The sequence below is a fragment of the uncultured Desulfovibrio sp. genome (genome assembly GCF_910584445.1).
GTDB lineage: Bacteria > Desulfobacterota > Desulfovibrionia > Desulfovibrionales > Desulfovibrionaceae > Desulfovibrio.
On record NZ_CAJUBO010000017.1, the window covers coordinates 31,322 to 58,306 of the forward strand.

The 26,985-nt window shown below is 65.0% G+C and carries 23 protein-coding genes and 1 pseudogene; 12 read left to right on the plus strand and 12 right to left on the minus strand.

All coding sequences use genetic code 11. The features are described 5' to 3' along the window. Nucleotides 1-49 precede the first annotated feature (49 nt). The 3 genes from hlyD to QZ294_RS08615 are packed head-to-tail and all read left to right on the plus strand — an operon-like array spanning nucleotide 50 to nucleotide 3,523. Entirely contained in the window at nucleotides 50-1,054 is a 1,005-nt protein-coding gene (gene hlyD / locus QZ294_RS08605) for a secretion protein HlyD (protein WP_297049011.1), read from the plus strand. Further along, a complete protein-coding gene (locus tag QZ294_RS08610) occupies nucleotides 1,051-2,874 on the plus strand; it encodes an ATP-binding cassette domain-containing protein (RefSeq protein ID WP_297049013.1) in 1,824 nt (607 codons plus the stop codon). The genes hlyD and QZ294_RS08610 overlap by 4 nt, the downstream gene beginning before the upstream one ends. Next, the gene (locus tag QZ294_RS08615; protein WP_297049015.1) at nucleotides 2,852-3,523 is read left to right on the plus strand and encodes a hypothetical protein; all 672 of its coding nucleotides are present in this window, start codon (nucleotides 2,852-2,854) and stop codon (nucleotides 3,521-3,523) included. Before QZ294_RS08610 ends, QZ294_RS08615 begins: the two co-directional genes overlap by 23 nt. A 7-nt stretch (nucleotides 3,524-3,530) precedes the next feature. On the opposite strand, the gene tgt is transcribed toward QZ294_RS08615, so the two are convergent. The 6 genes from tgt to QZ294_RS08645 form a co-directional block, all read right to left on the minus strand. Next, nucleotides 3,531-4,673: a tRNA guanosine(34) transglycosylase Tgt gene (gene tgt, locus QZ294_RS08620; RefSeq protein WP_297049017.1), complete on the minus strand. Its 1,143-nt coding sequence runs from the start codon at nucleotides 4,671-4,673 to the stop codon at nucleotides 3,531-3,533. Nucleotides 4,674-4,857: 184 nt separating this feature from the next. Continuing rightward, complete coding sequence (locus tag QZ294_RS08625) at nucleotides 4,858-5,544, minus strand: flavodoxin (protein ID WP_297049019.1); 687 nt, start codon at nucleotides 5,542-5,544, stop codon at nucleotides 4,858-4,860. A gap of 387 nt (nucleotides 5,545-5,931) precedes the next feature. Then, the gene (locus tag QZ294_RS08630; RefSeq protein ID WP_297049021.1) at nucleotides 5,932-6,531 is read right to left on the minus strand and encodes a membrane integrity-associated transporter subunit PqiC; all 600 of its coding nucleotides are present in this window, start codon (nucleotides 6,529-6,531) and stop codon (nucleotides 5,932-5,934) included. Beyond that, a complete protein-coding gene (locus tag QZ294_RS08635) occupies nucleotides 6,531-7,496 on the minus strand; it encodes an MlaD family protein (protein WP_297049022.1) in 966 nt (321 codons plus the stop codon). The genes QZ294_RS08630 and QZ294_RS08635 overlap by 1 nt, the downstream gene beginning before the upstream one ends. Next, nucleotides 7,493-8,335, minus strand: a complete 843-nt coding sequence (locus QZ294_RS08640; protein WP_297049057.1) for an ABC transporter ATP-binding protein — start codon at nucleotides 8,333-8,335, stop codon at nucleotides 7,493-7,495. Before QZ294_RS08640 ends, QZ294_RS08635 begins: the two co-directional genes overlap by 4 nt. A 120-nt stretch (nucleotides 8,336-8,455) precedes the next feature. Next, complete coding sequence (locus QZ294_RS08645; protein WP_297049025.1) at nucleotides 8,456-9,583, minus strand: ABC transporter permease; 1,128 nt, start codon at nucleotides 9,581-9,583, stop codon at nucleotides 8,456-8,458. Nucleotides 9,584-9,700: 117 nt separating this feature from the next. Here QZ294_RS08645 and polA point away from each other — a divergent pair, with 117 nt between their 5' ends. From polA to QZ294_RS08660, 3 genes are all read left to right on the plus strand, one after another. Continuing rightward, nucleotides 9,701-12,427: a DNA polymerase I gene (gene polA / locus QZ294_RS08650; protein WP_297049027.1), complete on the plus strand. Its 2,727-nt coding sequence runs from the start codon at nucleotides 9,701-9,703 to the stop codon at nucleotides 12,425-12,427. Between the two features lie 554 nt (nucleotides 12,428-12,981). Next, nucleotides 12,982-13,374, plus strand: coding sequence for a hypothetical protein (locus tag QZ294_RS08655; RefSeq protein WP_297049029.1), 393 nt, complete (start codon nucleotides 12,982-12,984; stop codon nucleotides 13,372-13,374). Further along, complete coding sequence (locus tag QZ294_RS08660; RefSeq protein WP_297049031.1) at nucleotides 13,371-15,698, plus strand: autotransporter outer membrane beta-barrel domain-containing protein; 2,328 nt, start codon at nucleotides 13,371-13,373, stop codon at nucleotides 15,696-15,698. Before QZ294_RS08655 ends, QZ294_RS08660 begins: the two co-directional genes overlap by 4 nt. A 229-nt stretch (nucleotides 15,699-15,927) precedes the next feature. Here the strand turns inward: QZ294_RS08660 and QZ294_RS08665 are convergent, their stop codons facing one another. Further along, nucleotides 15,928-19,950 carry an AAA family ATPase gene (locus tag QZ294_RS08665; RefSeq protein WP_297049033.1) on the minus strand — a complete coding sequence of 1,341 codons (4,023 nt, stop codon included), beginning with the start codon at nucleotides 19,948-19,950 and terminating at the stop codon, nucleotides 15,928-15,930. Further along, nucleotides 19,950-21,230 (minus strand): DNA repair exonuclease, encoded by a 1,281-nt coding sequence (locus QZ294_RS08670; RefSeq protein ID WP_297049034.1) that lies wholly within the window; start codon nucleotides 21,228-21,230, stop codon nucleotides 19,950-19,952. The genes QZ294_RS08665 and QZ294_RS08670 overlap by 1 nt, the downstream gene beginning before the upstream one ends. A gap of 235 nt (nucleotides 21,231-21,465) precedes the next feature. Between QZ294_RS08670 and tnpA the strand changes: the two genes are divergently transcribed. The 3 genes from tnpA to QZ294_RS08685 all read left to right on the plus strand — a co-directional run bounded on the left by tnpA (nucleotide 21,466) and on the right by QZ294_RS08685 (nucleotide 22,763). Continuing rightward, nucleotides 21,466-21,897 carry an IS200/IS605 family transposase gene (gene tnpA / locus QZ294_RS08675; RefSeq protein WP_297049036.1) on the plus strand — a complete coding sequence of 144 codons (432 nt, stop codon included), beginning with the start codon at nucleotides 21,466-21,468 and terminating at the stop codon, nucleotides 21,895-21,897. A 276-nt stretch (nucleotides 21,898-22,173) separates the two neighbouring features. Then, nucleotides 22,174-22,431, plus strand: a complete 258-nt coding sequence (locus QZ294_RS08680; protein ID WP_297049039.1) for an antitoxin — start codon at nucleotides 22,174-22,176, stop codon at nucleotides 22,429-22,431. Next, nucleotides 22,392-22,763, plus strand: a complete 372-nt coding sequence (locus QZ294_RS08685; protein WP_297049041.1) for a type II toxin-antitoxin system PemK/MazF family toxin — start codon at nucleotides 22,392-22,394, stop codon at nucleotides 22,761-22,763. Before QZ294_RS08680 ends, QZ294_RS08685 begins: the two co-directional genes overlap by 40 nt. An 11-nt stretch (nucleotides 22,764-22,774) precedes the next feature. Here QZ294_RS08685 and QZ294_RS08690 read toward each other — a convergent pair whose 3' ends face one another. Beyond that, nucleotides 22,775-23,995, minus strand: coding sequence for a TraM recognition domain-containing protein (locus QZ294_RS08690; protein ID WP_297049043.1), 1,221 nt, complete (start codon nucleotides 23,993-23,995; stop codon nucleotides 22,775-22,777). Then, the gene (locus QZ294_RS08695) at nucleotides 23,970-25,082 is read right to left on the minus strand and encodes a DotA/TraY family protein (protein WP_297049045.1); all 1,113 of its coding nucleotides are present in this window, start codon (nucleotides 25,080-25,082) and stop codon (nucleotides 23,970-23,972) included. The genes QZ294_RS08690 and QZ294_RS08695 overlap by 26 nt, the downstream gene beginning before the upstream one ends. A gap of 109 nt (nucleotides 25,083-25,191) precedes the next feature. Here QZ294_RS08695 and QZ294_RS08700 point away from each other — a divergent pair, with 109 nt between their 5' ends. The 3 genes from QZ294_RS08700 to QZ294_RS08710 are packed head-to-tail and all read left to right on the plus strand — an operon-like array spanning nucleotide 25,192 to nucleotide 26,064. Continuing rightward, nucleotides 25,192-25,452, plus strand: coding sequence for a hypothetical protein (locus QZ294_RS08700; protein WP_297049048.1), 261 nt, complete (start codon nucleotides 25,192-25,194; stop codon nucleotides 25,450-25,452). Between the two features lie 34 nt (nucleotides 25,453-25,486). Further along, nucleotides 25,487-25,759, plus strand: coding sequence for a type II toxin-antitoxin system PemK/MazF family toxin (locus tag QZ294_RS08705; RefSeq protein ID WP_297049049.1), 273 nt, complete (start codon nucleotides 25,487-25,489; stop codon nucleotides 25,757-25,759). A 17-nt stretch (nucleotides 25,760-25,776) separates the two neighbouring features. Then, nucleotides 25,777-26,064 (plus strand): type II toxin-antitoxin system RelB/DinJ family antitoxin, encoded by a 288-nt coding sequence (locus tag QZ294_RS08710; protein ID WP_297049051.1) that lies wholly within the window; start codon nucleotides 25,777-25,779, stop codon nucleotides 26,062-26,064. Nucleotides 26,065-26,124: 60 nt separating this feature from the next. Here QZ294_RS08710 and QZ294_RS08715 read toward each other — a convergent pair whose 3' ends face one another. Together QZ294_RS08715 and QZ294_RS08720 are read right to left on the minus strand one after the other, a co-directional pair. Beyond that, nucleotides 26,125-26,469 carry a hypothetical protein gene (locus tag QZ294_RS08715; RefSeq protein ID WP_297049053.1) on the minus strand — a complete coding sequence of 115 codons (345 nt, stop codon included), beginning with the start codon at nucleotides 26,467-26,469 and terminating at the stop codon, nucleotides 26,125-26,127. Nucleotide 26,470: 1 nt separating this feature from the next. Then, a pseudogene (locus QZ294_RS08720) lies at nucleotides 26,471-26,985 on the minus strand (hypothetical protein); the annotation flags it as partial.

Here is a 26,985-nt window from a genome sequence, read left to right on the forward strand (position 1 = left end):
AGAGACGCGCTTAGCAAGGCAAAAGTAGGACAAAGCCAAGGATATGCCTATGGCGCTTTCCCGCATGGCAAGGGGGCTTCTTCTCGGCGCCCTTGCGCTCGCCTGTCTGGGCGGCGGCCTGTGGGGCTGGAAGCTCTATGAGGGCCGCCACGGCAAGGGCCTGACCCTGTACGGCAATGTGGATATCCGGCAGGTGGATCTCGGTTTCCGCGTGGGCGGGCGCATCGCCGCCGTGCTTGTGGACGAGGGCGATGCCGTGACCGAGGGCCAGCCCCTGGCCCGTCTGGATGCCGATCTGCTGCTCCAGCAGCGCGATCAGGCGGCGGCCGGGCTTGCCGGGCAAAAGGCTGATCTGGCGCGCCTTGAACGCGGCTACCGCACGGAAGAGGTCGCCCAGGCCCGGGCGCAGGTGGCGGCGGCGCGGGCCGTGGCGGAAAATGCGGCCATCAATCTTCATCGCGTCTCCACCATGCGCGCCAGCAACGCCATCTCGCAGAAGGAACTGGACAATGCCCGCGCTTCCGACCGCGAGGCCACGGCGCGTCTGCGTTCCGCCCAGGACCAGCTCGACATGCTCCTGTCCGGCTACCGCGAAGAGGACGTCCTTGCCCAGCGCGCGGCCGTGGCCGCCGCCGAGGCCGAACTGCGCCATGCCGAGATCCAGCTGGCGGACGGCGTTCTCCATGCGCCGCAAAAGGGCATCGTCCTCACGCGGGCGCGCGAGGCCGGGTCCATCGTCCAGCCGGGGCAGACCGTCTATACCCTCACGCTCACCCATCCGGTGTGGCTGCGCGCCTATGTGGACGAGCCGAACCTCGGCCGGATCAGGCCGGGCATGCCCGTGCGCGTGGCCGTGGACGCCGCGCCGGGCAGGACCTTTCCCGGCACGGTGGGCTTCATCTCGCCCACGGCAGAGTTTACGCCCAAGACCGTCGAGACGCGCGAGGTGCGTACCGCTCTGGTCTATCGCCTGCGTATCCGGGCTGAAGACCCGGAAAACGTCATGCGCCAGGGCATGCCCGTGACCATTTTCGCGGAACCCGCCGCGCCATGAGTTCCGCGCCCGTGGCGGCGTCCGTCCGGAGCGGTTCCGCCGACTCCCCGGCGTCCGGCGTCGCGGACGTCCCGGCCGTTGTCCTTGACGGCGTGCGTATGGCCTTCGGTTCGGGCAGGAGGCGGACGGAGGCGCTCCGGGGGGTCACGGCGCGCATCCCCGCCGGGCGCATCACCGGACTTGTGGGACCCGACGCCTCGGGCAAGACCACGCTCATGCGTCTTTTGGCCGGTCTCATGACGCCCGCGGGCGGCACGCTCCGCATCTTCGGCCTCTCCCCTGAAGAGCTTTTGCGGCGCGAACCCAACAGCATCGGTTACATGCCGCAGCGCTTCGGCCTGTACGAGGACCTCAGCGTCATGGCGAACCTGCGGCTCTACGCCAGCCTGCGCGGCGTGGGGGAGGAGGCGCGCGAGGCGCTTTTCCGCAGGCTGCTCGCCTTTACCTCGCTCGGGCCGTTCACGGAGCGCCTTGCCGGGCGGCTCTCCGGCGGCATGAAGCAGAAGCTGGGCATCGCCTGCGCGCTTCTGGGCGCGCCGCGTCTGCTCTTGCTCGACGAGCCGGGGGTGGGCGTCGATCCGCAGTCGCGCCGGGAATTGTGGCGCATGGTGCAGGAACTCAGCACGGGCGGCATGACCGTACTCTGGTCGACATCCTATCTGGACGAGGCCGAACGCTGCCCCGGCGTCATCATGCTTGACGCCGGAAGGACGCTGTTTGCCGGGGCGCCGGGCGAACTCACCCGCCGCGCGGAAGGCCGCGTCTTCCTCCTTCGTGACCCGGCGGACGCCGGGAACGGCGGCAACGCGCACAGGGAGGCGCTGGCGTACTGGAGCATGCGACCGGGCGTGAGCGATGCCCTCATCCAGGGCAGCTCCCTGCGGGTGGTGCTGGCGGCGGACGCGCCGGACACGCTGCGCAAGGAGGTCCTGGCGCGGGGGGGCAGGCCCGTGCCGCCGCGCCTGGAGGACGCCTATCTCGGCGAGGTGGGGGGCATCGACAAGCGGCCTTCGCCCTACGGGCGCCTGCCCGTGGCGGGAAGCGCCGGGGCATCCGTCGCGTCCGGCGCGGGCGCGCGCATCGTCGCCAACAGGCTGACCAAGAAGTTCGGCGATTTTGTGGCCGCCCGCGACATCAGCTTCGAGGTGCGCGCCGGGGAGATTTTCGGCCTGCTGGGTCCCAACGGCGCGGGCAAGTCCACCACCTTTCGCATGCTCTGCGGCCTGTCGCGGCCCAGCTCGGGGGACTGCGCCGTGGACGGGGTGGACCTGCTCCGTTCCGGCAGCGCCGCGCGCAAGCGTCTGGGCTACATGGCGCAGAAGTTTTCCCTCTATCCCGACATCACCGTCTGGCAGAATATCACCATAGTTGCGGACCTGTACGGCCTGGACGCCGGAAGGCGCGACGCGCTTTTGCCCGTGCTGGCCGATGCCCTTGAGCTTACAGGCTGGCTCAGGGCGCGCACGGCCACGCTGCCCCTGGGACTCAAGCAGCGCCTGGCCCTGCTCTGCGCCACGCTCCACGAGCCGCCCGCGCTTTTTCTGGATGAACCCACCTCCGGCGTGGATGTGCGTACCCGGCGCGATTTCTGGAAGCATATCTCGGCGCTCACGGCGGCGGGCGCGGCGGTGCTCGTGACCACGCACTTCATGGAGGAGGCGGAGTACTGCGACCGCATCGCCCTTATCTACCGGGGGGCCATGATCAGCGTGGGCACGCCGGACGAACTCAAGGCCTCGGTCACGGATATGCCCGATCCCACGCTGGAGGACGCGTTCATCGCCCATATTGAGCGCTATGACCGGGAGCATCCGCTCTGATCCCGCCGGCCGGCTCGCCCGCGCGGGCAGGGTTTCGCTCGACTTCCGGCGTCGTGTCCGGTATGCTGCGCCCGTTGTCGCCGCCTGCCCCGCGCGCCCGGCGGTGCGGGGGCTGCCGGATCACCTCCAGAGGACCAGAGACATCGTCATGTTTTCGCTGTTCACCTATATGGCGCTCATCGTGGGCGTCAACTGGGTCTTTGCCGTTACGCCGATGCTGGAACTGCCCAATGGCGAGTTCTGGTCCCCGGCATCGCTCATCGTGGGCTTCGTCTTTGTGGTGCGGGATTTTGCCCAGCGCCGCGTGGGGCACCACATCCTCTGGGCCATGCTCGTGGGCTGCGCCGTGAGCTGGTGGATGGCCTCGCCCCAGCTGGCCGTGGCGAGCGCCGCGGCCTTTGCCGTGGGCGAACTGGGCGACTGGGCGCTCTTCACCTTCACCCGCAAGCCGTTCTCGCAGCGCATTCTCATCTCCAGCCTGCTGGGCGCGCCGCTGGACAGCCTGGTGTTCCTGCTCATCATCGGCATTGCCTCGTCCGAGGGCATCGTGGTCATGAGCCTCTCCAAGCTGGCGGGCGCCTTTGTGGTCTTTTTTCTGGTGCGCCGCCGCGAGCGCCGCGATGCGCTCCCGGCCGGCGCCTCTGTCTGAGCCGGCGTCAGAATCCTTCCAGACCCGCCTGCGCCGCCTCGTCGGGGTAGAGGGCGGCGATGCGGGCGGCATAGGCCGCGAAGCGGTTTTCCAGAATGGCCTCGCGCGCGCCGCGCGCCAGACGCAGGAAATACGTCAGGTTGTGCAGGGAATTGAGCCGGAAGGAGAGCAGTTCCCTGCTCACGAAGAGGTGCCGCAGATAGGCGCGCGAGAAGGTGCGGCAGGCATAGCAGTCGCAGGCCGGATCGAGCGGGCCGTCATCCTCGGCGTATTCCCGGCGCTTGATGTTGATTTTGCCCAGCGACGTATAGAGCGTGCCGTTGCGCGCGTTGCGCGTGGGCAACACGCAATCGAACATGTCCACCCCGGCCAGGATGCCGAGCACGATATCCAGCGGTGTGCCCACGCCCATGAGGTAGCGCGCCTTGCCTTCCGGCAGGAGCGGCGCCGTGAGGCGCAGCAGGTCGTGCAGCTGGGCCTTGCTTTCCCCCACTGACAGGCCGCCGATGGCATAGCCGTCAAAGTCCAGCGCGCGGAGTTCCTCCGCCGAACGACGGCGCAGGTCCTCGAAAAATCCGCCCTGAACGATGCCGAAGAGCAGGTTCGGCCCGGCGCCTGCCGGCCACGCGGCGCGCGCCCTGGCCGCCCAGCGCGTGGTCAGGCCGACGGAGCGTTCCGTATAGGCGTAATCCGCGCCGTAGGGTACGCATTCGTCCAGCACCATCATGATGTCGGAGTGGAGATTGCGCTGGACGCGCACCACGGATTCCGGCGTGAACATATGCCGCGAGCCGTCGATGTGCGAGCGGAACTCCACGCCCTCCTCGCGGATCTTGCGCAGACTGCTCAGGCTGAAGACCTGGAAGCCGCCGCTGTCCGTCAGGATGGCGCCCGGCCAGGAGGCGAAGCGGTGCAGGCCGCCGCGCCGGGCCACAAGCTCGTCGCCGGGCCGCAGGTAGAGGTGGTAGGTATTGCCGAGGATGATGGGCGCGCCGATGGCCGCGAGGTCATCGGGCGCCACGGCCTTGACCGAGCCGACCGTGCCCACGGGCATGAAGATGGGCGTGGGGATGACGCCGTGCGCCGTGCGGAGAAGCCCCGCGCGCGCGGCGCCGTCCGTATGCTCCAGAGTAAAGACGGATGCGGACATGGGCGCAGCCTAGCCGCAAGTGCGTCCGGGCGCAAGCGCGGGCCTGCGCGAAGCGTCGTTCGCCCGACGACGGGGATGGCCGCTGGCTTGCGTTCGGGATTAAACGGGAAACGGGAGCATCCTGACTGAAAGGACGCTCCCGTATTTTTGGCGTGGCCCCGGCAGCGGGCGGGACGCGGCGGCGTCAGTAGGCGCCGTCGGGGTAAATGGCGGGATTGCCGGTGGTGGTCTCGATCAGGGCGTTCCCCAGCCCCTCGAGCCATTTTTCCACGGTTTTTTCCGCGCCGCCCGCGCTCGTGCCGCGCACGGCCAGCCCCTTGAGCACGCGGGCATGCGGCAGGAGTTTTTTGAGGTCGCTCTCGCTGTGCCCCATGCCTCCGCCCCCGTGCGTGCAGAAGGGCGCGATGGTCTTTCCGTCAAGGCCGTTCTGCTCCACAAAGGTCCAGACCGGCATGGGCATGCTGCTCCACCAGTTGGGATAGCCGAGGAAGATGACGCTGTACTGTCCGGGGTCGGCGATCTTTGTGTTCACCGCCGGGCGCGCGTTGTCCGCCTGTTCCCGCTTGGCCTGATCCACGGTGGCCTGATAGTCGGCGGGGTAGGGCGTGACGGGCGTGATCTCGAGGATGTCGCCGCCCACGCGCTTGTGGATCAGCTCGGCGAGCCTGCGCGTGTTGCCGGAGCGGGAAAAATAGACCACCAGCGGCTTGCCGCCGGGGGCGGCGCCCGTGGCGCCGGGGGCCGCCGGAGTTTTTGCCGCCGCTCCCCAGGCGGGCGCGCAGCCCATGAGCGGGAAAAGGCCGAGCGCAAGGGCGCCGGTGGTGGCCTGTTTCAGAAAAAAGCGCCGGGTCGGGCGAAAGGTGCTCTTCATGATGGGACGCTCCCTTGCGCGGCCCTGCCGCGCGGGCTTGCGGTTGCGTTTTCGCCGGGGAAGGGGCGACAAAAACGCGGGAGCGCGCGTGGCTTTCCGCGCTCCGTACCTGTGAGGATAGCCCGGGTCGCGCGGTGCCGTCCAGTGACGGACGTGCAATTTCTTGCCTGAAACTCGCGCCTGACGGAAAGCGCGTCCGGCGGCGCAGGCCTTGCCCGGCCGACGCTGGCCTGGAGCATATTGCGATTGAAAATATCCATTTTCAATCGCGGCGTCGCCTGCCATTTCGCGTCCAGAACGCGGTCTGGACGCTCATTCGGCGCGGGCGTCTGCTCCCGCAGCCGCCAGAGCGTTACGCAATTTCATTGCGAAAACGCTCGAACGCCGTCAGCGGCGCTTCAGGAGCGGCGGCAGCCGCCCGGCGAGATAGTCGCCCAGGCGGCGCACCAGGCGGCTCTCCGCGCCCACGAGCACATTGTAGTCGCTGCCCTGGACCATCTCCTCGGCGGAGAAGATGCCGTTGGCGAGCGGCGCGTCATCCCTGTCCAGCAGGGTCCAGCGGCTTTCCAGCACGGCCTTTTCGTTGAAATTGCCGTCAAGGCGCTGCACATCGAGCGCCAGCACATAGTCGCCGCCGCTGGTGGCGCCGGGGGGCAGCACGGTCACGCCCTGTTCGAGCAGGGGAGCGGTGAGCGTCTCTTCCACCACGCGGCGCACGCCGTTGCTCACCGGCTCGGCCCAGAGGTGGAACTCGGCGAGGATGAGCCTGGTCTCGCCCTGGACGCGGCTGACGATATTGTTGCGGTTGAGATAGTTGGGCACCTCCACCATAGCCACCCGAAGGCTCGTGGGCGGCAGGGCGTCGGCCTGGACGGGCGCCGCGCCGCTTTCCAGCAGATAATAGCTGGTGGGCGTGCTGCGGCCGCAGCCGGCAACCATGACCAGAAAGAGGCCGAGAACGGCGACAGGGCAGAGTTTGCGGGGCATCAGCGTTTTCCTTGCCTGCCCTTGAGCAGGGCTTCGGGGTTGCGTTCGAGCATGTCCGCCAGGTTCCGCAGGGCGCGGACGGCGGCGATGGATTCCTTGAGCAGGCGGCGCACGTCGTTCATGGTCGGGGAATCCCGCCCCAGTGTGCCCTCGGCGGAATCGGCCACGCGGCGCAGGCGTTCGGAAGCCTGGGACATGTTGTCCATGGCCGTGTGAAAGGCCGCCAGCGCGCCGGGGAGTTCCTTCTGCATGGCGCGGCTCGCGCCGTCCACCTGTTGCAGGGTGTTTTCCAGCGCGTGCCGCAGGGGGCTGTCGGAGAGGATGCGCTGCGTTTCCGTGAAGGTGGCGGCAAATGCCTCGACGCCGGCCTTGAGCTTGCCGTTGTCCACGGCGGCGGAGACGTTTTCGAGGATGCTGGCGAGCGAAGCCGTCAGCTGTTCGATGGGCAGCCGCGCCAGGGTGCGCTGGAGCGTGTCGATGGGCGACGGCACGGTGGGGATTTCCAGATCCGGGGTGGACGAGCGGAAGTTCATGGGCGTGTCGGGAAAGAAGTCAAGCTCCACGCGGTACTGGCCGGTGATGAGGCTCTGGAGCTGGAGGCGCGCGCGCAGGCCGCGCTCCACCATCCTGCGGATGATCTCCTGCTGGGCGGATTCGGAAAGGACGCGGCCGCTGCTGCGGATGAAGCTGCGTTCGTCGATGCGGATGGTGACCGGAATGGTCACATTGGAGTCGCGGGCGTTGGCTACGAGGCTGATCTGGGTGACGCTGCCCATGGGCACGCCCCGGAACACCACGGGCGCGCCCATGGAAAGGCCGCTCACGGAGCCGTCAAAATAAAGCACATATTCCACATCGTTGCTGAAGAGGCGGCCGCCGCCAAGCAGGATGATGCCCAGGGTGAAGAGGACGATGCCCCCCACCACAAAGGCGCCCACTGTGGTTTTGTACAGTTGCGGAGTCATGCGTTTTTGTCCTTGGCCCGTGTTTCGGCGGTTTCCGGGGGGGATGCGTCCGCCCGGGCGTCCGGCGGAGTGGCCGGGGAAGCGGCCCCGGGAACACCTGGGGAAGCGGTGGGGGGGACGGCCTGGCAGGCCGCTGGCCGGAGCGGGTTCTTGCCGCCGCGCGTGAGGAAGAGCAGGGCGTCTTCCTGGGTGTGCGGGTCTTGCGCGAGGGCGCGCGGGTCGCCCCTGGCCGTGACCGTGCGCGTCTTGACGTCAAGGAAGATGCCGTTGGTGGCGATGCTGAAGATGCTCGCCAGCTCGTGCGAAACGATGACGAAGGTGGCGCCCAGGCTGTCGCGCAGTTGCTGGATAAGCTCATCCAGAAGGTTGGAGCTTACCGGGTCAAGACCGGCGGAAGGCTCGTCGAGAAACAGGATCTGCGGGTCCAGCGCCAGCGCCCGGGCGAGGCCCGCGCGCTTGTTCATGCCGCCGCTGATCTCCGAAGGGTAATACTCCTCAAAGCCCGCCAGACCCACCAGCGCCAGCTTGAGCGAGGCCAGTTCGCGGATCTCGTCGTCGTCAAGATCCGTGTACTGCTGGAGGGGCAGGCCCACGTTTTCCGCCAGCGTCATGGAACTCCAGAGCGCCCCGCTCTGGAAAAGCACGCCCGCGTGCCGCATGGCATTGCGGCGCACGGACTCCGTGCCGCCCCAGAAATCCACGTCGCCGAAGAACACGCTCCCGGCCTGCGGCGGCTTGAGTCCCATGAGCACATGGAGCAGGGTGCTCTTGCCGCAGCCCGAGCCGCCCATGATGAAGAAAATATCGCCCCTGCGTACATCAAAGCTCACCTGGCGCATGAGCACATAGGAGCCATAGCCCACCTGGAGGTCGCGTATCCTGAGGGCCGCGCCGGCGTCGTCCGTGGCGGCGGAGCCAGGGGCGGGGATGGCGGAAAGGGGAGCTGTCATGTCTTTGCCTCAGACGCCGAGCACGTTGCAGATGACCGTGATGATGGCCGTCATGACGATGATGCCCACAATGGAGGAAACCACGGCGCGGGTGGTGGTCTGCCCCACGGCCATGGCGCTCCTGCCGCAGCGCATGCCCTGGTAGCAGCCCGCGATGGCGATGACCACGCCGAACAGCGTGCCATAGACAAGCCCGATGAGGATCTGGCGGAAGGGCACCATCTGCACCGTGGCATGGAGATATTCCAGCGGATTGAGATCGAGCATGAGCGTGCCCACGAGATAGCCGCCGATGATGCCCATGAGGTCGGCATAGATGGTGAGCAGCGGCACCATGAGCGTCAGGGCGAGCACGCGCGGCAGGACGAGGAAATCCACCGGGGAGATGCCCAGGGTCTCCAGGGCGTCCACCTCCTCGTTGACCTGCATGGTGCCGATGAGCGCCGCGTACGCCGCGCCGATGCGGCCGGACATGACCACCCCCACCATGACCGCGCCCATGACCCGGAGCATGCCGATGCCCACCAGCCCCGCGACATAGATTTGCGCGCCGAACTGGGTGAGCTGGACAGCGCCCACAAAGGCGAGGATGAGTCCGAAGAGCATGCTGGTGAGGGAAATGATGGGCAGAGACTGCACGCCGCATTCATGCATGGCCGCAATGAAATCCCCGGAGCGCATGCGCGAGCGGCCGATGATGAGGTTCCAGACGGCAAGGGCCACATCGCCCAGAAAAGAGAGGAAATCCGCAATGCGCGGGGGAAGGGCGAGGGCGGCCGCGCCAAGGCGCTCAAGGGCGTCGCCGCGCGTGGCCGTGCGCGAGGCGCCTGCGCGCGCGGGCACGGCAAAGGCCATATCCACCAGATGTTTCAGCCCCCCGGGCAGGGCAAGCTCCACCGGGAGTTCGCGCGAGCGCGCCCGCCTGACGAGCTGGACAAGGAAGACAAGCAGGCTGCTGTCCCAGGAATCAAGGCCGGCAGCCTCCAGGTGCAGGCCGCGCAGGCTCCGGTCGGCAAGCCCGGCGAGCGCCGCATCCGCCGTTTCCGGCCAGGGAAGCTCCAGATTCCAGCAGCCGCCCACGCTGACGCGCCAGACGCCGCCGACGGCGGCTGCCGTCACTTGCGGGCACGATTCCATGCCGTTATCATAACCCACGCGGACCGGAGAACGCAAGCGGGCCGCGTGTGGACCCGTTTCCCCCGCCGCGCCTGTGCGCGGGCCGGAGGGCACGGCGCAACGTCCGGAAGTGCAGTCATGTCGCTCACGCAACGTCTCGGCCTCGACGCGGAACCCGTTTTTCTCATGGACGGGACGGCCTTCATCTACAGGGGTTTTTTCGCCAACCGGCACATGCAGCGTTCCGACGGTTTTCCCACCAACGCTCTGGTGGTGGTCACGCGCGTGCTGCTCCGCATCCTGCGGGAGGAACGGCCGAAGCATTTCCTGTTTCTCAAGGACGGCAGGGGCAAAAACTTCCGCCACGAGATCTATGCCGACTACAAGGCCAACCGCGAGGCCATGCCCGAGGAGCTTGCTCGCCAGATTCCGCCCATCGAGCGCATGGTGCGGGCCTTGGGGCTTCCCTTCGAGGAGTCCGAGGGTTGCGAGGCGGACGACTGCATCGCCGCGCTGGCCGCGCGCTTTTCGTCCGGACATCCCGTGGTCATCATCAGCGGCGACAAGGATCTCAAGCAGTGCCTCGGTCCCAACGTCTTCATGTGGGACCCCGGCTCGCGCGAGGAACGCCTTGTCACCATGGCGGATTTTGAGGCCGAAAGCGGCGTCGCCCCGGCGCAGTGGCCCGACGTGCAGGCCCTGGTGGGCGACGCCAGCGACAACATCCCCGGCGTTCCCGGCATCGGACCCAAGACCGCGCGGCAGATCTTCGCCATCTGTCCCACGCTGGAGGACATCCGCGACCATTTTGCCCTGTTGCCCCCAAAGCTTCAGGACAAGCTGCGCCCACATCTCACGGATATGTTCACCTGGCGCGAACTCACCAGGCTCTCCCTCGCCGTCTGCGCCCATCTCGACCTTGCGGCGCTGCGTGTGGGACCGATAGATATCGCGGAATGCCGTTCTCTGGCTCAGGAATACGAACTCTTCGCGCTCCGGCGCGAGATCGCGGCCCTGGTGCAGGCCGGGGCGCCCCATGTGGACGGCGCGGCCGCCCCGGAGGACCCGCCTCTGCCGCCCGAAACGCCGGCGGGCGCTCCCGAAGCGCCGGGCGCCCCTGCAGAGGGCCGGAAACCCGCGCCGTGCGACCTGCTCGCGACCGCGCCCCCCGCCGCGGAGGTGGACTCGGTGGCGCTGCTTCCCGGGTGCCGCGGGCGGACGGTGGCGCTCGTCTGGCCGGAAGGGCCGGCCCTTCCGCCGCGCGTGGCCGTGGCTGAGGCGGGCGATGCCGCCCGGGAACCCGCCGCCGCGCTGGAGCATGTGGCGGAATATGTCTGGACGGGCGACATGAAGGCTCTCTGCGCCTGGCTTGGAGACGCGGGAGAAGTGGCCGTGGCCGACCTCAAGAGCCTGTTGCTGGCGGCGCCGTTCTGGAAGGCGCTCTCTGACGGCGGGGCGCGCCTTCTGGATCTTGGCCTCGCCGCCTACCTGCTCGGTCCCGAAGCCGGGGACTACGGCTGGACCAGGCTCTCCGCCCGCTGGAGCGACGCCCTCGGCCTGGAAGGCAAAGGGCCGGCCGTCGTGGCGCTCGGCATGGCGCGGACGCTCGCGGCGCAACTGGCGGCCAATGGTCTCGCCGACCTTTACGCCAACATGGAATTGCCGCTGGTGCCCGTGCTCGCCGCCATGGAGGAACGCGGCATCGCCATCGACCCGGGGGCATTCCGGAGTTTTCTGGACGATGTCCAGCGCGAGCTGGACGAGCTTACCCGGCAGGTGTACGCGGAAGCGGGCGAGACCTTCAATATCCGTTCGGCGCAACAGCTGGGCGAGATCCTCTACGGGCGGCTCAAGCTCGCCGCGCCCAGAAAGACCCGTGGCGGCCAGCCCTCCACGAGCCAGGAGACGCTGGAACGGCTGGCGCCCGGCGCTCCCGTGGTGCAGAGCATCCTTCAGTTCCGCAAGCTGGAGAAGATGCGCTCCACCTATCTCGATCCCCTGCCGCGCCTCATGGACGCGCATGACCGCATCCACACCACCTTCAATCAGGAAGCCACGGCCACGGGCAGGCTCTCGTCCAGCAATCCCAATCTCCAGAACATCCCCGTGCGCGGGCCGCTCGGCAAGCGCATGCGCGCCTGTTTTGTGGCCGGCCCGGGCAATGTCCTGGTCTCGGCGGATTATTCGCAGATCGAGCTGCGTATCCTCGCCCACATGTCTCAGGACCCGACCCTGCTCGATGCCTTCCGCAAGGGGGAGGACATCCACGCGCGCACGGCATCGCTCATTTTCGACATGCCGCAGGACAGGGTGCTCCCCGACCAGCGGCGCATGGCAAAAACCATCAATTTCGGACTCATTTACGGCATGGGCGCCACCAAGCTGGCGCAGGAACTCAAAATCCCGACCACCGAGGCCAGGGAGTTCATCGACAGGTATTTCGGCCGCCTTTCCGGTCTCAAGGCCTTTTATGCGCGTGTCATCGACAGCGCGCGGGAACAGGGCTATGTGGTCACGCTGGCCGGGCGCCGCCGCTGGCTGCCCGACATCCTCTCGGCCAACGGGCAGATGGCGGCCCAGGCCCGGCGCCAGGCCGTGAATACGGTCATCCAGGGTTCCGCGGCGGACGTCATCAAGCTTGCCATGCTCGCCGTGGCCGGGGATGCGGCCCTGCGCCGGCTGGAGGCCCGGCTCGTCCTCCAGGTCCATGACGAGCTTTTGCTGGAACTGCCGGAAGGCGGCGCCCGCGAGGCCGGTTCCAGGGCCGCGGCCCTCATGGAGGGCGTGCGGCCCGGCGGTGTGGAGCTTTCCGTGCCGCTGCTGGTGGAGTGGGGTTCCGGCCGCGACTGGGGCAGCGCGCATTAGGGTCTGGACCTATTAATGTGACTGCTGGCTTGGGATGTGGCAGCTTATGCAATGCCACAATCATCCGTCAAAAACAGCCTTTTTTGCGCTGGCCTGACGCGTTGCGGACGATGCCCGTACCTCGCTTCGCTCGAACGGGCACGGCGCTTCGCGCCGCCTTCGGTCGCGTCACTGGACGATTTTTGTCGGTCATGTACCTGAGTACACTCCCTCCAAAAATCGCCCACTTCCTTGCCAGCGCAAAAAAATCTTATTTTTTAGGATTCTTGCGGCGACAGCCCCGCCCTTCGCTCTGCTTCGGGCGGCCAGTGGAAAAAACTCTTTTCCTTGCTGAAAAAAACCATAACGTAATTTAATGAGGTTTGAGCCTAGATGTACGGTGTCAACACGTTGCGGGGCGCTGCCGGCAGGAACCCCTGACAGGCGCGATGGAGGATCCCCGACCATGCCGGGGGACCCTGTTTCCCCTGCCGCCATTGACGGCTGTCCGCCCGCAACGGTATGGTAGGGACGCATGGTGACGAGGGAGGCACAGCCATGCGAAGGAGCGGCCCATGCGACACATGGCCGGAAATTCGACGGGGCAGCACATGCAGGGGAAACGCCGTGTGACGGCTTTTCTTGCGGTGGTGGCCCTTTTTTGTTGTTTTGGTGCGGAACAGCTCCGGGTGCCTCCGGCCCTGGCCGCGCCGAACCTTGACCTTCAGGGCGGCAATACACGCATCACTTCCGATGCGGACTACAATACCATCAGCGGCGTTGGAGAGCTGACGATTCGGGGTGCCTCCGTCCACGCCAACGAGATCAAGGGTTCCATCCAGTTCTTTGGTTCTGGCGCCGTTCTTTCCCCGCGACCAAGATCAACATCGGTTCCTTTTACATCGAAAACAGCACTCTTCATGCCAACGGCATTTTCCAGTCCACGTCAACTGGCGACATGGTCATGACCAACAGCCATATCGTCGCCGAACTCGTGTCGCTGGGGCATGACTACATCACTACACAACAGCCTCCCAAGGAGTTTCATGAGGACTCCCCCCAAGACGACCTGCCTTCCAGCCAGCACAGCGACAGCACCATCACCGCGCGTAGCGACGTTATTTTTTACAGGGGTCTCTCCGCGCTGAGCGGCGAAAGCGTCATCACGAGCCTTGAAGGCAGCATCATGGCTAATCGCGATCCCGGGCTTTCGGCCAGCGACGGCGCGGTGCTTTCTCTCTATGCGCCCAACGGCAAGATTTCCGCGCCCACCGTCACGGCCACCAATGTGGTGGCAAAGAACATTTTCGCCAACAATGTGACAGTCAAAAACGGCAGTTTCCTGCTTTCGGGGACCACTGCGGGAGGGCGCGACAATGTCATCAACGAGACTTTGACGCTCATCAATGCCGCAGCCGGTATCGCAGCGCTCAACGTCGTGGGAAAGACGACCATTTCCGGCGGCAGCCTGCGCGCGGGCGCACTGGACCTTTCGGGCGGCGTCACCGTGAACGGCGGCGCCCGTGCGGGCATCGACAGCCTGAAGCTGGACACTGCAACGCTGCTGGCGGTCAACAGCCGCGTGGCGGTGGCGAACTTCAGGGATTCCACTGACGGCAGCGCGGTCGTGGGCGCCAACGCGGCCCTGGGGCTGGGAACCTCCGACCCGGACTGGATACTGCGCCAGTTCGACGCTGCGGACGGCAGCACTCTCGGCCCTGTCACCGCCGCCCTTGCCGTGGCGACCCCGCAGTCGCTGGACGATCTCCCGGGCATGGTGGTGGACGGTTCGCTTTCGGCGCCGCCCCCCGCCGTGGCCACGAAAACTGTCGTTTTCGCGCCTGGCTCGCTGCTGGTGGTCAGCGCGAAGGCGGCGGACGAAAATGGCGACGGCGCGCTTTCGGGCGGAACTTTCGATGTCCAATCAGGTGCCAAGCTGTATATTCCCGATGCCGTCAACGGGGGCACCTACAAGGTGCTTGCCGGCGCCGGCGACTATCCTGACGACACGGCCTGGAACGGCGCCAACCTTGCTTCCGGAACGCCCATGCTCGACCTGGTGCGGCTGGAAGAATTCGGCATGATCGGCACGCGCATGATCTCGGCCGAGTCTGTTTTTACCAAGCTGCATCCGCTGCTGGTGGACATGCTGGACAAGACCTATGCGGATGGCGTCATCGGGCCGCCGCATGTGGATTCGGCGGTTCCCGGCATCCGCTTCCTCTCGCGGGCCATCAGCCGCGAATATATCGCCAATAACGGCAGGCTCGCGGCCGTCACCATCGAGAGCGCCGCGCGCATGGCGGTGCTCGGGGCCGTGCCGCAGATGACCATGGCCGCCAATCAGGCCGGGAGCAACGCCATGGGCCGGCGTTCCGGCGCCGAGCCGGGTGGCGGCGTCTCTGCCGTGGGCGGGGACGGCGCGCCCGTGGAGGAGGCGCTCCACCGCCATGGCTGGGCGCTGTGGATCACGCCCATCTTCCAGAGCGCCAACGGCTTCGGCATGACGGCGGGCAACTGGGACATGGATTTCAGCGGCAACCTGGGCGGCATCGCCCTGGGCTGCGACTACACCTTCGCAAGCGCGTTGCGGCTGGGCGTGAGCCTCAATCTGGGCGGCGGCTATGCGCGCGGCTCCGGCGAGCTGGCGGGCACGACCAACAGCATGGGCTTCTGGGGCCTCGGGGCGTATGCCGGCTGGCAGGCGGGCAATCTGGGCCTTTCGGCGGATGTGGCCTACACCTCGGCATACAACAGCCTCAAGCAGGGCCTGCCCGAGGGCATGGAAATGCGGCCGCTCAAGAGCGACGTGACCTCCCGGGCGCTGAGCGCCGGCCTGCGCGCCGAATACCGCATCCCCACGCCCTGGCTGGAGGTGGCGCCGCACGCGGGCGTGCGCTACCTCTATCTGCATACCGACGGCTATGATGTGAAAAGCGGCGGCACAGTGCTGGAGGGCGACCCCATGCGCCAGAATATCTGGACGTTCCCGGTGGGCGTTTCCCTCTCGCGCGACGTTGAACTGTCCGGGGGCTGGCGTTGCCGCCCGGTGCTGGATCTTTCCGTCATCCCCGCCGCCGGCGACATGGACGCCAAGGGCGACGTGCGGTTTACCGGCACGGGCATTGATTCGGATCTGGAGACGCAGATCATGGATCATGTCACCTGGCGCGGCGCGCTTGGTGTGGAGTTTAGCGGCGGCGACCTCGCCCTTGGGCTGAACTACAGCTTCCAGAGCGGCATGAAGACCACGGCCCACGGGGTGACGGCAAGCTTCAGCTACCAGTTCTAGAGCATTTTGCTGAGGAAAATATCTGTAAGACAGATATTTTCCTCAGGTTTCGCTGCCTCCATTCCGGAGGAAAAGCGTGGTTTTCCGCCTTAGTACGGCGCGGGCGTCTGCTCCCGCAGCCGCCAGAGCGTTTACGCAATTTCATTGCGAAAACGCTTTAAATGCCGGGCCGCGCAGGCGGCGTTCCGAAAGGGAGCGCCCCGTGGTGCCACGGGGCGCTCCAGCCGTTTCAGGCGGCGGCGATGCCGCCATTTTCCACCAGGAAGAGGGACGCGTCGGGCGCGGCCGCGCGCAGCATGTCCACCATGTGGGGCTGGCAGGTGAAATAGAGGATCTGGTGCCCAGGCCCGTCATGCCCGGCGGCCAGGTCCGCAAAGGCGCGGGCCGTGCGTTCCGCGCGTTCGGGGTCGAAGTTGACGAGCACTTCGTCCATGATGACCGGCAGCGGCGCGGCATGCGCCGCGTGGCTCTTGATATAGGCAAGGCGCAGGGCGAGATATGCCTGTTCCTGCGCGCCCCGGCTCAGCGATTCCGGTCCCACCGGTTCCCCGGAGGGGGGCAGGATATGCAGGCTCGCGTCCTCCAGCGACGCGCTGATGCCGCGCCAGCGGCCATTGGTGATCCGGGAGAAGATGGCCGATGCCTCGCGGATGACCTCGGGCTGGCGTTCCTTCTCAAAGCTGAGCTTTGCCTGGCGGAGCAGGGCCGCCGCAAGCGCCCGCCGGCTCCAGGAGAGGGCCATGCGTTCCATGCGCTCCACGAGGGTCGCCTCTTCCTGACGCATGCGGGCCAGTTCTTCGTCGCGCGAGAGCGCGGCCACGCGCGCGTGCAGTTCCGCCACGCGGGCGGCCAGTTCCTGTTCGCCGTCGCCCATGGCGGCCAGTTCCGCCTGGATGGCCGCCAGGCGCCGTTCCTGACTCTCCTGATCGCCTTCCTTGAAGGAGGCGAGGAATTCCTCCAGGGGGCGGGAGTCCGCGGCAAGGTTCAGGGCGTCCTCGAGATCCTGGCGGCGACGGGTGAGGTCGCGGTATTCCATCAGGAGCGCGGCAAGGCGCAGGAAATCTTCCGCATCGCCTGCTCCGGCCCGGGCAAGGAGGTTCCGCTCCCGTTCGCGCGCCATATCGAGTGCCGCCGTCTCCGCGCGGCGTTCATCCTCTTCTTCCGTGAGGAGGCTGGCGAGGCGCCGGCGCTCGGCCTCGGCCTGGGCCGCGGTTTCCGCATCGGCGAGCAGGGCGTCAAGGGTGGCGAGCCAGTCCGGCGCGGCGTCGGCATCGCGTTCGGGCGCGCGGTCCAGGCTGTCCGCGAGGGCGCCCAGAGGTCCCTCAAGGGCCGCCAGTTCGGCGCGCCCCTGGGCCAGTTCGTCCTGTGCCCGTTCCAGCTGCGCCTCCGCCGCAAGGCAGCTTTCCATGCATTTGAAGGCCTCGCGCACGGTTTCCGGGTCCAGGTCCTGCTCAAGCCCAAGCCCGAGGAGGCAGGTCCCCCAGGCGGCGCGAGCCTCTTGCAGGCGCTCCTCATCGGCGCGCAGCCGGGCGGAGGCTTCGCGCTGACGCGCCTGGGCGCGCTCCAGTTCGCTTTCATGGTTCTGCAGGGCCGAGGCGGCGCGGATGCGCTGCTCGCGCGCGGCATCGGCTTCGCGGCAGGCATCCATGACCTGACGCACGGCTTCCTCCAGCGGCATGTCGGCGCGGGCCATGCGCCCGGCCACAGCGGGCACGCCGGCCGCCCGCGCTTCAAGCGCGCGCATGTCGTCCAGCAGGGCATCCAGGTCCGCCTGGGCGGCGGCCACAGCTCCGAAGGCAAGGCGCGCGGACTCGGCGCGGGCAAAGAACGTGGAAGCGCTCTCCGGGGACGGCACATTGGCGACATGCAGCGACTGCATGAGACCATGCCATTGACGCCGCGCCTGTTGCACCTCGCCCTGCTTTTCATGGGCGCGGCTCTCGAGCGCGGCGGCCTGTGCGCGGGCCTGCGCGTATTCGCGCCTGAGCGCTTCCATGTCCCGGCGGGAACGCTCTTCATGGAAGCACTGTTCGCGTTCGCGCTCCAGCAGCATTTCCGTGGCTTCGAGCGTGACCAGATCCATGCTCTCCACGCCCGCGGCCGCGCAGAGCTGACGCGCCTGTTCGCCCAGCTCCGCCACATGGAGCGCGCAGGTTTCGCGCCGGCTCTGGAGTTGCGCCATCTCGCGCTGGAAACGCCGCGCCTCGGGACCGCTGCGGGGCAGCCCCCCCGCGAGGAAGCCCACGCCGCTCGCCAGGACGAGATAGCCTGACCAGAGGCTGACGGGCAGGCTGAGTTCCGGGGTGAGCGCATATTCCGTCATGCCGAGGAGCCAGTGGGCAAGAAGGATGCCGCCGCCGCCCAGGATGAGCAGCGCGCCCACGACGATGAGCGGCACGCTCATGACGGGCGCGGGGGCCTGCTCCGACGAGATCCTGTTGTCCAGCTCCTGGAGGCGTTCGCGCTCTGTGGTCGTGGTCGCCGAAAGGGCGCGCAGGGCGCGCAGCGCGGTGGCCCGCGCGTCCAGCGCCTCGCGGCTCTGGCCGCCGGCGTTGCGCTGCGCCTCGCGCAGGTCGTCCATGCGTTTTTTGACGGATTCGGCCTGTTCTTCGGCCTGTCGGACGGCCTGGCCTATTTCCGTGGCTTCCTGAAGGCGTGCCTGCATGGCGCGGGCGACGCCGAGGGCGTCTTCCTGACGCGCCAGCAGATCGTCCAGCAGGGCGCAGGCGTCCGCGTGGGCAAGGGCGGCGGTTTCGCCGGCGGTGGCCGGAGCGGCGGCGCCTGCCTGCATGCCGTTCAGCCGCAGCTGGTCGACGGCCCGGCCAAAGGCCGTGCGGGCCTGGGCGAGGGCGCGTTCGCGCCCCGGAGCCAGACGGCGATTTTCTTCCAGGCGGGCCATGGTCTGGCGCAGTTCGTCGCGGGCATCGTCCGGCAGTTCGGCCACAGGGGCGGGCAGCACCTCCAGCGCGTCCCGCGCGGCGCCCACGGCGCGTTCGGCGGCCTCCACATCGCGGTTGGCGCGGGTGAGGCCGTCAATGGCGGCCTGATGCGCCGTGACGGCGGCGGTCATTTCCCGGGCCTGTTTTTCAAGGTCCTCACGGGCGAAAAGCGAGCGGTCGGTCTCGCGGATGCGCTGGCAGCTCCAGCCCGGACCCAGCTGGGTGAGTCCATGGGCAAGGGCTGATTCGGCACGGCGGCAGTTTTCCTCCTGCCCGCGGATCTGCCCGAGCGCCTGGCGATAGCCGCTCTTTCGTTCGGAAAGTCTTCGCAGTTCCGGCAGGGCCTCCAGCAGGGGGCGCGCCACGGCGATTGCCTCCTGACGGGCGCGCAGGCGCGCGAGCTTTTCATCGCGGGCGGCCACCTGGCGCTCGCAGGCTTCCCGCGCTTCCTGGAGGCGCGCGAGCCGCGCGGCGCCGTCCTCGGGAAAGTCCTCGCGCACGGGCGGGAGCCGCTCAAGGCGCACGCCGGTCATGCGCCATTCGTCCCACTGCCGCCAGACACCCAAACGGCGTTCCAGATGGCGGCGCTCATCTTCCAGTTCCGCCCTGCGGCGGCGCAGGTCGGAAAGCTCCGCCTTTTTGCGGGCGAACTCTTCGGCCAGAGCGTCGAAGCCCGCGCATTCGGCGGTGACGTCCTCAATGCGGGCGCGCAACGCTTCCAGCTGGCCCAGGGCCGCGTTGAGGGCGGGTTTGCTTCCGCCGCGCTTGAAGATCTCCTCTTCCTGGCGTTCCAGCAGCTTCAGCGCCTCGCCGGGGGCGCGCAGGCCAGGCCCGAAGCTTGCCCCGTAGAGCGCGTTACGCACGCCCTCGGCGCCAAGGCTTTCAAAATTTTCCAGTTCGCCAAGGCTGAAGCCGAAGACCGCCCGATAGACGTCGCGGCTCACGCCGAACAGCAGCTGCCGCAGCAGGTCGGGCGAAAGCGGCGTGCCGTCCGGCCGGTTCAGGGTCAGGACGCCCCCTGACGGGCCGGGCCTGCGGGTCAGGTGGAGCGCATCTTCGCCATTGTCGGAAGCCGCGTGGCGCAGAACGAGGCTGCCGCCCGCCGTGCCGCCGGACACCGGCGCGAAGCTCCGCCGCGCCTCGGCGGCGCGGGGATTGGGATAGCCCGTGAGCATGGTGCGGAGAAATTCCAGACAGGTGGACTTGCCGGCCTCGTTGCGCCCGAGAAAGATGCTCAGACCCGGCGGCAGCGCGTCCACCTCCACGCCGGACAGGACGCCGAAGCCATCTATATGAAAGGATTCGATATACATCAGCGTTCCTCCAGCAGGTCCAGGCACAGGCGTTCGGCCTCGTCAAGAAGCGTGCGGAGCTGCTCCTCGTCCGGCGGCGTGAGCGCCTTCCGCAGGCGGCTGTGCTCGAAAAGCGCTCCCAGGGCGGGGTCCGCCACCTGGTGGAGGGCCTGGCGGCTTTCGCGCATGGCGGCGGCAAGACGGGCCGTTTCACCCAGCAGGTCCTCCCGGCGCAGCAGTTCTTCGCGTTCCGCAAGCGAGCGTGTTTCCACGCGCAGGTCCTTGAGCCAGATGCCGGGAGTATCCCCGGAAAGATACTGGAGGCGTTCCGCCAGGTCCTCCATGGTGGCGGCCTTGCGTAGCATTCCGTCAAGCGGTGTCCTGCCCTCCAGGGCCACGCGGGCCATGACGGCCTCGCACGAGGGGGGCGCCGCTTCGCCCAGCGTCGTCAGGGCGTGGCACAGACGCCGCTCCACTTCGTCAAGGTGGTCCACATCGTCAAGGGCAAGCGCCAGTTTTTCCCACTGGACGGGACCAAGAGCGCGAAATTCCGCTTCGCAGCGCCAGCCCCCGGCGTGGGGCGCGGCCGTGACGAGCAGGCAGCCGCGCGGGCCGGTCTCGTTGATATGCAGGCCCTGGGCATTGCCGGGATAGGCGATGAACGGCTGTTCCGAAAGGATGCGCCGCTCATGCACATGGCCGAGCGCCCAGGCGTCGAGTCCTGTGGCGGTGAGGTCTTCGAGTCCGCAGGGGGCATAGCGGTCGGTGGCGCCTTCGCCCTGGACGGCGCAGTGCAGGACGCCGAGCTGGAAACAGTCCCCGCTGCCGTCGCGCCGGAACAGGCGCGCCAGGTTGCGGCTTTCCCTGGCGCGGGCATGGCTGATGCCGTGGATGAGCGCCAGCGGTCCGCCGCCGCGCTCGATCGGATGGACCTCCGGCTCGGCGCCGAAAATGACGACATTGTCGGGCCATTCCACCGATGTGAGGCGGGAGGAGAGCGGGTCGTGATTGCCGTGGGCGATGAAGACCGGAATGCCCAGACGTTCCAGACGCGCGCAGCCGTCGCGCAGGGCCAGTTGCGCTTTTACGCTGTGCTCTTCCTGATTGTAGATATCGCCGGCCAGGACGAGAAAATCCGGTTTTTCCCGCTCGCAGCAACTGATGAGGCGCTCAAGCGCGATGAAGGTGGCGTCGTGGAGAAGGCGGGCGAGACGGCCGCCCTGGCCCGTTTCCTGGGCAAGCCCCCGGAAGGGGGTATCCAGATGCAGATCTGCCGCGTGGATGTAGCGGATTTTGTCCATGCTGCGCCTCGTTGCGCGAAAAAAGAGACAGAAGCACTATTTCTAGACTTTTTCTAGGGCGGTGGCAAGGCGCGGGCTTAAGCACCCGAAGGTGGAATATATTAATATATTATTTTTTAATATACTGGGAAATCCCCCGGCTATGCCGGGGGACTAGTAGAGTTTGACTTATGCGGAAGTAGGGACAAGCCTCCTCATTGTGAGCTGCTCAGTGCGAGCAAGAGGAGGCTTGTCCGTGACGAAAAATTCAAGCTTAATCCATACGGTATGGGACTGCAAGTATCATGTGGTCTGGATTCCCAAATACCGTCGCAAGGTTTTGTATGGAAAATTACGGCATTACTTGGGAGATGTGCTTCATGAATTGGCGCGGCAATGCGAAAGCCGGATAATCGAAGGACATCTTTGTATCGACCACATACATATGTGTATTGCGATTCCGCCCAAACATTCTGTAAGCGAGGTGGTTGGTTTTATCAAAGGGAAGAGTGCCATAGCGATAGCCAGGGATGTAGGTGGAAAGGCGAGAAATTTTGTTGGACAAAGCTTTTGGGCGCGTGGCTACTATGTATCCATAGTGGGTCGTGATGAGGATATGATTCGCGAGTATATCCGCAATCAGGAAGCTGAAGAGAGGCGTCTGGAACAAATAAGTCTGTTGAAATAGCCGCCTTTAGGCGGCTCAAATATTCAGCCGCTTTGAGCGGCTCACAGCACAAGCCCCCGGCTTTGCCGGGGGTGCATGACTGCTTCCATTCACGCCATATAATTTCCTGATGGTCGCTTGATGCCTGTAAACAGTTGTGCATTGAATGGATAACATGCGGGCAATCTCTTTTGGGACATCCGTAGCATATGAGTTCTCCTTGCGGGCGCTGAGGCGCTCCACTTGCTGTTGAGAAGAATGTGTGTTATACAAAAATATAACTTTTGGAGGTGCATCATGTACACGAGCAACTTGAGAAAAGTCGGAGGGTCAGTGATGCTGGCCGTGCCCCCCGCCATTCTGGAAATGCTGCAAATGGAATCGGGTTCGGCGGTAAGCATGGCCGTGGAATCCGGGCGTCTGGTCATTGAGCCGGGCGTCAGGAAAAAGTACAGCCTGCAAGAATTGTTGGCCCAATGCGACGCTTCCGCTCCTCTTTCTGGAGAAGACGCCGCGTGGACGGCATCACCGGCCAGGGGCGGGGAGTTGATCTGATGCGGCGCGGCGACATTTATCTGGTGAGTCTTGATCCGACCGCAGGACATGAACAGCAGGGGACACGTCCGGTGCTGGTCGTATCTCCTGATGCGTTCAACAAGGTAACGCGAGTGCCTGTGGTCTTGCCCATCACCAGCGGCGGCAACTTTGCCCGCACAGCGGGTTTTGCCGTGTCCTTGAGCGGATGCGGCACACGCACCACCGGGGTGGTGCGTTGCGATCAACCGCGCGCTCTGGACTTGCAGGCGCGTTCCGGCAGATGCCTTGAACAGGTTCCGGCTACAGTGATGGAGGAAGTTCTCGCCAAGCTGGCGACCATTATCAGTTAGCTTTTTCATTGCTACGCCGCCTGTGCCAGTTGCAGCAACTGCGGCACTCTCAGTTGCGCCTTTTTGAGTGAGGGATTGGCGTAGAACATATCGCCCCGGACGATCTGGCCGGAAAAGACAAAGTGGGCTTCGCCCTCTATCTGTTCCTGCAAATCGCGCAGAACAACGCGGTCTTCCTGTTCCACCGTGGTGGAATTGGCGTCGCGGTAGTCGGAGCTGACCTGCTCATTGACGTTGAATCCTGTCGTTCTGAGGACAGTGCTTTGCCCAGCCTGCCCGCGTATCAGTTCCCATGTCTTCTCCGCATCCTGCATCTTCATGAAAATTTTGATAGATGTGTTTGCCACCATCTGTTGTGCGCCTTTCTGGTCAGCTTCCAGAATACCGGCATAGTCCTGAGAGGCCACAATGGCGGCAATGCCGAGGCCGCGTCCCTGTGTCAGCACGACTTCAAAGCCGGGCGTGACAATGGCTGCATATTCATCAACAATGCAGAGATAGGGGCCAATGCCAATGGCATCTGTTGGTAAAGCCTCCAGAACGTCCTCCGCATCGCCTTCGATTCTCGCGCCAAGGCCAACGGCACAGGCATTGCGGATTGCCGCAAGACTGATTTTGCCGAGGCTGGCAAGTTCCGGAGGGGCTTTTTCCAGCGAAGGCAGCAGAACGACCAGAATACGGCGTTGCAGGATGCAGTCGGCAAAATCCACTTCTCCATCCACAATGCCGTAGATGTGGCTGTAGGTATCCGTCAGGCTGGAAAGCGCCTTGCCGAAGTAGGGTTGCGCGTAGCCAAACTGCTCCGCAAAGGATTCCGGCTGGTCTTTCATCTCCCGCCCGGCAATCCAGCCGACTGTGGCAAGGGCGGCGTGAATGGAAGCGCGGGATTCATCTTCCAGATCGGGACGCATAGCCAGCTTGACGCATGGTTCAAGCGCCAGGGAATCGCGGATGATCGCGGTTGAGAGCTTGATGATGCCCTTGTCCCGCAGGTCAACCAGAGCGTACATGACGCCGGAGAGCAGAGCTTGTGCCTTGTCGGCAAAAATCTGGTTGCCGCCGTCGCTTGAGGGCATGAGAGAAACAAGAATCTGTGTCAGGGATTCGGCGGAACCAACGGTAAACGGATTGTTGGTGTTGGAGAATCTGTACGGACTTTTCCCCTTGCTTTTCCCGGAGGTGCCGTAGTTCAGCGTGCGGAAGTCATCATCCCTGCCGAGGAACCTCGCCATTTGCCATATCTGGATCGGGAGTTTCGGGCTGGATTTGGGGTCGATATAGAAAAGCCCGGATGCCGTTGCCAGGGCATTGTAGGAAAGGGAAACGAGCGTTTCTGTTTTGCCGGAACCAGTTGTGCCGAAAAGCAGGCAATGGGTGAGAATATCCTTGGCCTTCAGCCAGAGTTCCTTTCCGTCCTGAAGCCGATTGCCGAGGAAAAAGATGCCTTCCGGTCTGGCAAAACCACGTCTGCCCGGGAGCGGGTCTCCCTTGTCCGTGCCGTACAATCCCATCGGCATCCGAAACGGCAGGCGTTCGCTGTTCACACAGGCGCAACGAGCGAGAAAGAGCGCCAGTCCGAGACAGAACAGCGGTGTGGCGCATATGGGAAACCGCCGCGCTCACGGCGTTGACCTTGCCCCGGCACAGAGCGTCGCCCTCGTCCACACAGGAAACCGTGATGCTTCCCGCGTTGCCGTTGAAAATGAACCTGTACTCGCCGCCGGAGCGGAACCAGTTGCCGCTGTATGTCCATTCCCCACCCGGCGTGATGTTCAGGCCGCGTCGTTCGTTCAGGTAGTATTGCAGCGTCAGCGATTCCAGAGCGCCGTTGCTGATGGCCGCGTAGTGGGTGACGTTCTGATCTGGAGCCTGTACAGTGAGCTGGCCGCCATGCTCCACAAAGTAGTCTGTACCCAGCTCCCAGACGTAGTTGCCGAGATTGATGCTGAAACCGATACAGGCCAGAATCGCCACCTGGAAGAAGGACAAGCCCTTGAAAATGGGAGCTAGAGCGCCCATCGCGCCCACAAAACGCAGCGGCATCCACAGGGAACTGTAGCGTTTGCCGAAAGGCGTTCCCTCATGGGCGGTTCCGGCCACGGCAACGGCCAGAATCCAGATGAACAGCGCCGACACCACAGCCAGCGCCACCAGATTGAAGGCGCTGAAAAGCTCCAGCATCAGTTCCGACGCCTGTGAACCGCCGAGACTCGCGCCCCAGGTATCCCAGCCCTGGCCGAGAAAGGCGTCCAGAATATGCTTGCTGGCATCGGTCTGGAGCAGGACTTCCGAAGTCGCGGGAAGGTCAGATGAGGCCATGACTGCCCTCCAGGCCGATGTTGGGAGTGAGACGACACAAGAAACGCCGGGCGCTTGCATTGACTTTTGATATTGATATTGCTATCAATATCAAAAAAGGAGACCAGTGATGCAAATGCTTTTTCATATTCCGGATGCCTTGGCCGCACGGTTCAGGCAGGCGGTTCCTCCCCGACAGCGCAGCGCCTTTGTGACAAAGCTGATGGAGCAGGCTTTGCCCGAAGACGACGATCCGCTGTACCAGCTCGCGCTGGAGGTGGAACGGGACGCCGCGCTGAATGCGGAAATGCGCGAATGGCGTGAAGGCTTGATTGCTGACGGTATTCGCGGTCAGGAAGAAGCCGGAGGGTGTGCCGATGCGGCGCGGTGAAGTCTGGTGGGTCAACTTTGACCCGTCGGAAGGCATGGAAATCCAGAAGTGCCGTCCAGCTGTGATCCTTACGGTCAACGCCCTGAACAGAGCCAGAGGAACCGTGGTTGTGGTGCCGTTGTCCACATCGGCAAAACCGCGTCCTCCCATCGTGGTTCCTCTTCCATCTGCCGGGAAAACCTCTGTCGCCGTATGTGACCAGCTTTGCGCGGCGGACAAGAGACGGTTCGGGAAAAAAATCGGTGAACTTTCGTCAGAGGATATGGCTTTGCTGAACGAATCCCTGAAGACGGTCTTGGGATTGTGATAACGCGGAGTGGCAGTATGCCGGAAACTGTGCATGTAGGGGCTGAAATTCCCCCTGAAATCAGAGATGCAGCCGACAAGGTATTTTATGATTTTGGCGTTACCATTTCTGAAGCGATTTGCCTCATGATTTCGAGAACAGTAAGGGATAAATGCCCACCTTTTGATATAAAAGCTGCCCTTAAAGAGGCATATGGAGATAAGATTCCCAACAGGGAAACTTTGGAATCGTTTGAGGCTGTTGAACGAGGCGAAGTATATCACGCAAAAGATATTGATGACCTTTTTCGTCAACTCAATAGTTGAACGAAACTTTTTATCCCTCAGAAAAGGAAAGCGATAATTCGTATTTCTCATTGCTGTTTCCTACTGTTGCGCGCCGACCATGCGCGTGTAGAGGTCATCCATTTCCTTGCCTGTCGTGCCTTCCATGCGCGTGAGGTAATCCAGCGAGGCAATGACGGTCAGCCTGTCCAGCAAATCCGTATTCTTGCGCGTCAGTTCCAGTTGGAACGCCTGCATGATGACAAGCTCCCGCAAGAGTCCGGCATCCGTCGCGGAAGCGACTTGCGCGAACCAGTTCGGATTACCTGTCCTCATCTGCGAGAGCAGCTTGTACAGTCCGGCTTCCGAGAGCTTGCCGTCCACAATGCCGGGCGGCGTTCCGCTCCCGCCCGCTTCCGTCCACTGGTTTTCCGCCCAGGCCGTCACGTCATCCGGCAGCGTGGGCGCGTGATAGCTGGCCCGCCACCGAGACGTTGTTGGTCACACGATGAGCCTCGTCGTAGCACAGCCTTTTGGGGTCTTCCCGAATCGCCTCAATGCGTCCGGCGTGGTAGTCCTGATAGCGTTCGGGCATGAGCTGCACATCAGCGGGCATGAGGAAAAAGCGCGAACCGAGGACGTGTCGCGCCAGCATGTACATGACCGCCGACTGCCTGTCTGCCGTGGCGCCGCCGCGCGGAGCCACTTCATCCAGGTCAAGACTGACGATCTGCGCGTCGCCCAGGTCAAATCGCGTGGGTTCTTTCAGAATGACATACGCATCAATGGCGTCCATCATGGCCCGCCAGACATTGGTGATGGTATGTGCATCGTAGGTATTGCGGATGCCCGTATTCTGGTTGATTTGCGTGCCCACATCGGCCAGCAGCGGCATGGCATGGCGTTGCGCCTGCAATGCCTCATGCACATGCCCCCGCTCGAAAAGCCCATCCACCACTTCCC

Excerpts from the sequence above, each read along its gene's own strand:
- hlyD (WP_297049011.1), top strand. The coding sequence starts at position 50 with ATGGCGCTTTCCCGCATGGCAAGGGGGCTTCTTCTCGGCGCCCTTGCG.
- QZ294_RS08610 (WP_297049013.1), top strand. The coding sequence starts at position 1,051 with ATGAGTTCCGCGCCCGTGGCGGCGTCCGTCCGGAGCGGTTCCGCCGAC.
- QZ294_RS08615 (WP_297049015.1), top strand. The coding sequence starts at position 2,852 with ATGACCGGGAGCATCCGCTCTGATCCCGCCGGCCGGCTCGCCCGCGCG.
- tgt (WP_297049017.1), bottom strand. The coding sequence starts at position 4,673 with ATGTCCGCATCCGTCTTTACTCTGGAGCATACGGACGGCGCCGCGCGC.
- QZ294_RS08625 (WP_297049019.1), bottom strand. The coding sequence starts at position 5,544 with ATGAAGAGCACCTTTCGCCCGACCCGGCGCTTTTTTCTGAAACAGGCC.
- QZ294_RS08630 (WP_297049021.1), bottom strand. The coding sequence starts at position 6,531 with ATGCCCCGCAAACTCTGCCCTGTCGCCGTTCTCGGCCTCTTTCTGGTC.
- QZ294_RS08635 (WP_297049022.1), bottom strand. The coding sequence starts at position 7,496 with ATGACTCCGCAACTGTACAAAACCACAGTGGGCGCCTTTGTGGTGGGG.
- QZ294_RS08640 (WP_297049057.1), bottom strand. The coding sequence starts at position 8,335 with ATGCGCCAGGTGAGCTTTGATGTACGCAGGGGCGATATTTTCTTCATC.
- QZ294_RS08645 (WP_297049025.1), bottom strand. The coding sequence starts at position 9,583 with ATGGAATCGTGCCCGCAAGTGACGGCAGCCGCCGTCGGCGGCGTCTGG.
- polA (WP_297049027.1), top strand. The coding sequence starts at position 9,701 with ATGTCGCTCACGCAACGTCTCGGCCTCGACGCGGAACCCGTTTTTCTC.
- QZ294_RS08655 (WP_297049029.1), top strand. The coding sequence starts at position 12,982 with ATGCGACACATGGCCGGAAATTCGACGGGGCAGCACATGCAGGGGAAA.
- QZ294_RS08660 (WP_297049031.1), top strand. The coding sequence starts at position 13,371 with ATGACCAACAGCCATATCGTCGCCGAACTCGTGTCGCTGGGGCATGAC.
- QZ294_RS08665 (WP_297049033.1), bottom strand. The coding sequence starts at position 19,950 with ATGTATATCGAATCCTTTCATATAGATGGCTTCGGCGTCCTGTCCGGC.
- QZ294_RS08670 (WP_297049034.1), bottom strand. The coding sequence starts at position 21,230 with ATGGACAAAATCCGCTACATCCACGCGGCAGATCTGCATCTGGATACC.
- QZ294_RS08680 (WP_297049039.1), top strand. The coding sequence starts at position 22,174 with ATGTACACGAGCAACTTGAGAAAAGTCGGAGGGTCAGTGATGCTGGCC.
- QZ294_RS08690 (WP_297049043.1), bottom strand. The coding sequence starts at position 23,995 with ATGGCGAGGTTCCTCGGCAGGGATGATGACTTCCGCACGCTGAACTAC.
- QZ294_RS08695 (WP_297049045.1), bottom strand. The coding sequence starts at position 25,082 with ATGGCCTCATCTGACCTTCCCGCGACTTCGGAAGTCCTGCTCCAGACC.
- QZ294_RS08700 (WP_297049048.1), top strand. The coding sequence starts at position 25,192 with ATGCAAATGCTTTTTCATATTCCGGATGCCTTGGCCGCACGGTTCAGG.
- QZ294_RS08705 (WP_297049049.1), top strand. The coding sequence starts at position 25,487 with ATGGAAATCCAGAAGTGCCGTCCAGCTGTGATCCTTACGGTCAACGCC.
- QZ294_RS08710 (WP_297049051.1), top strand. The coding sequence starts at position 25,777 with ATGCCGGAAACTGTGCATGTAGGGGCTGAAATTCCCCCTGAAATCAGA.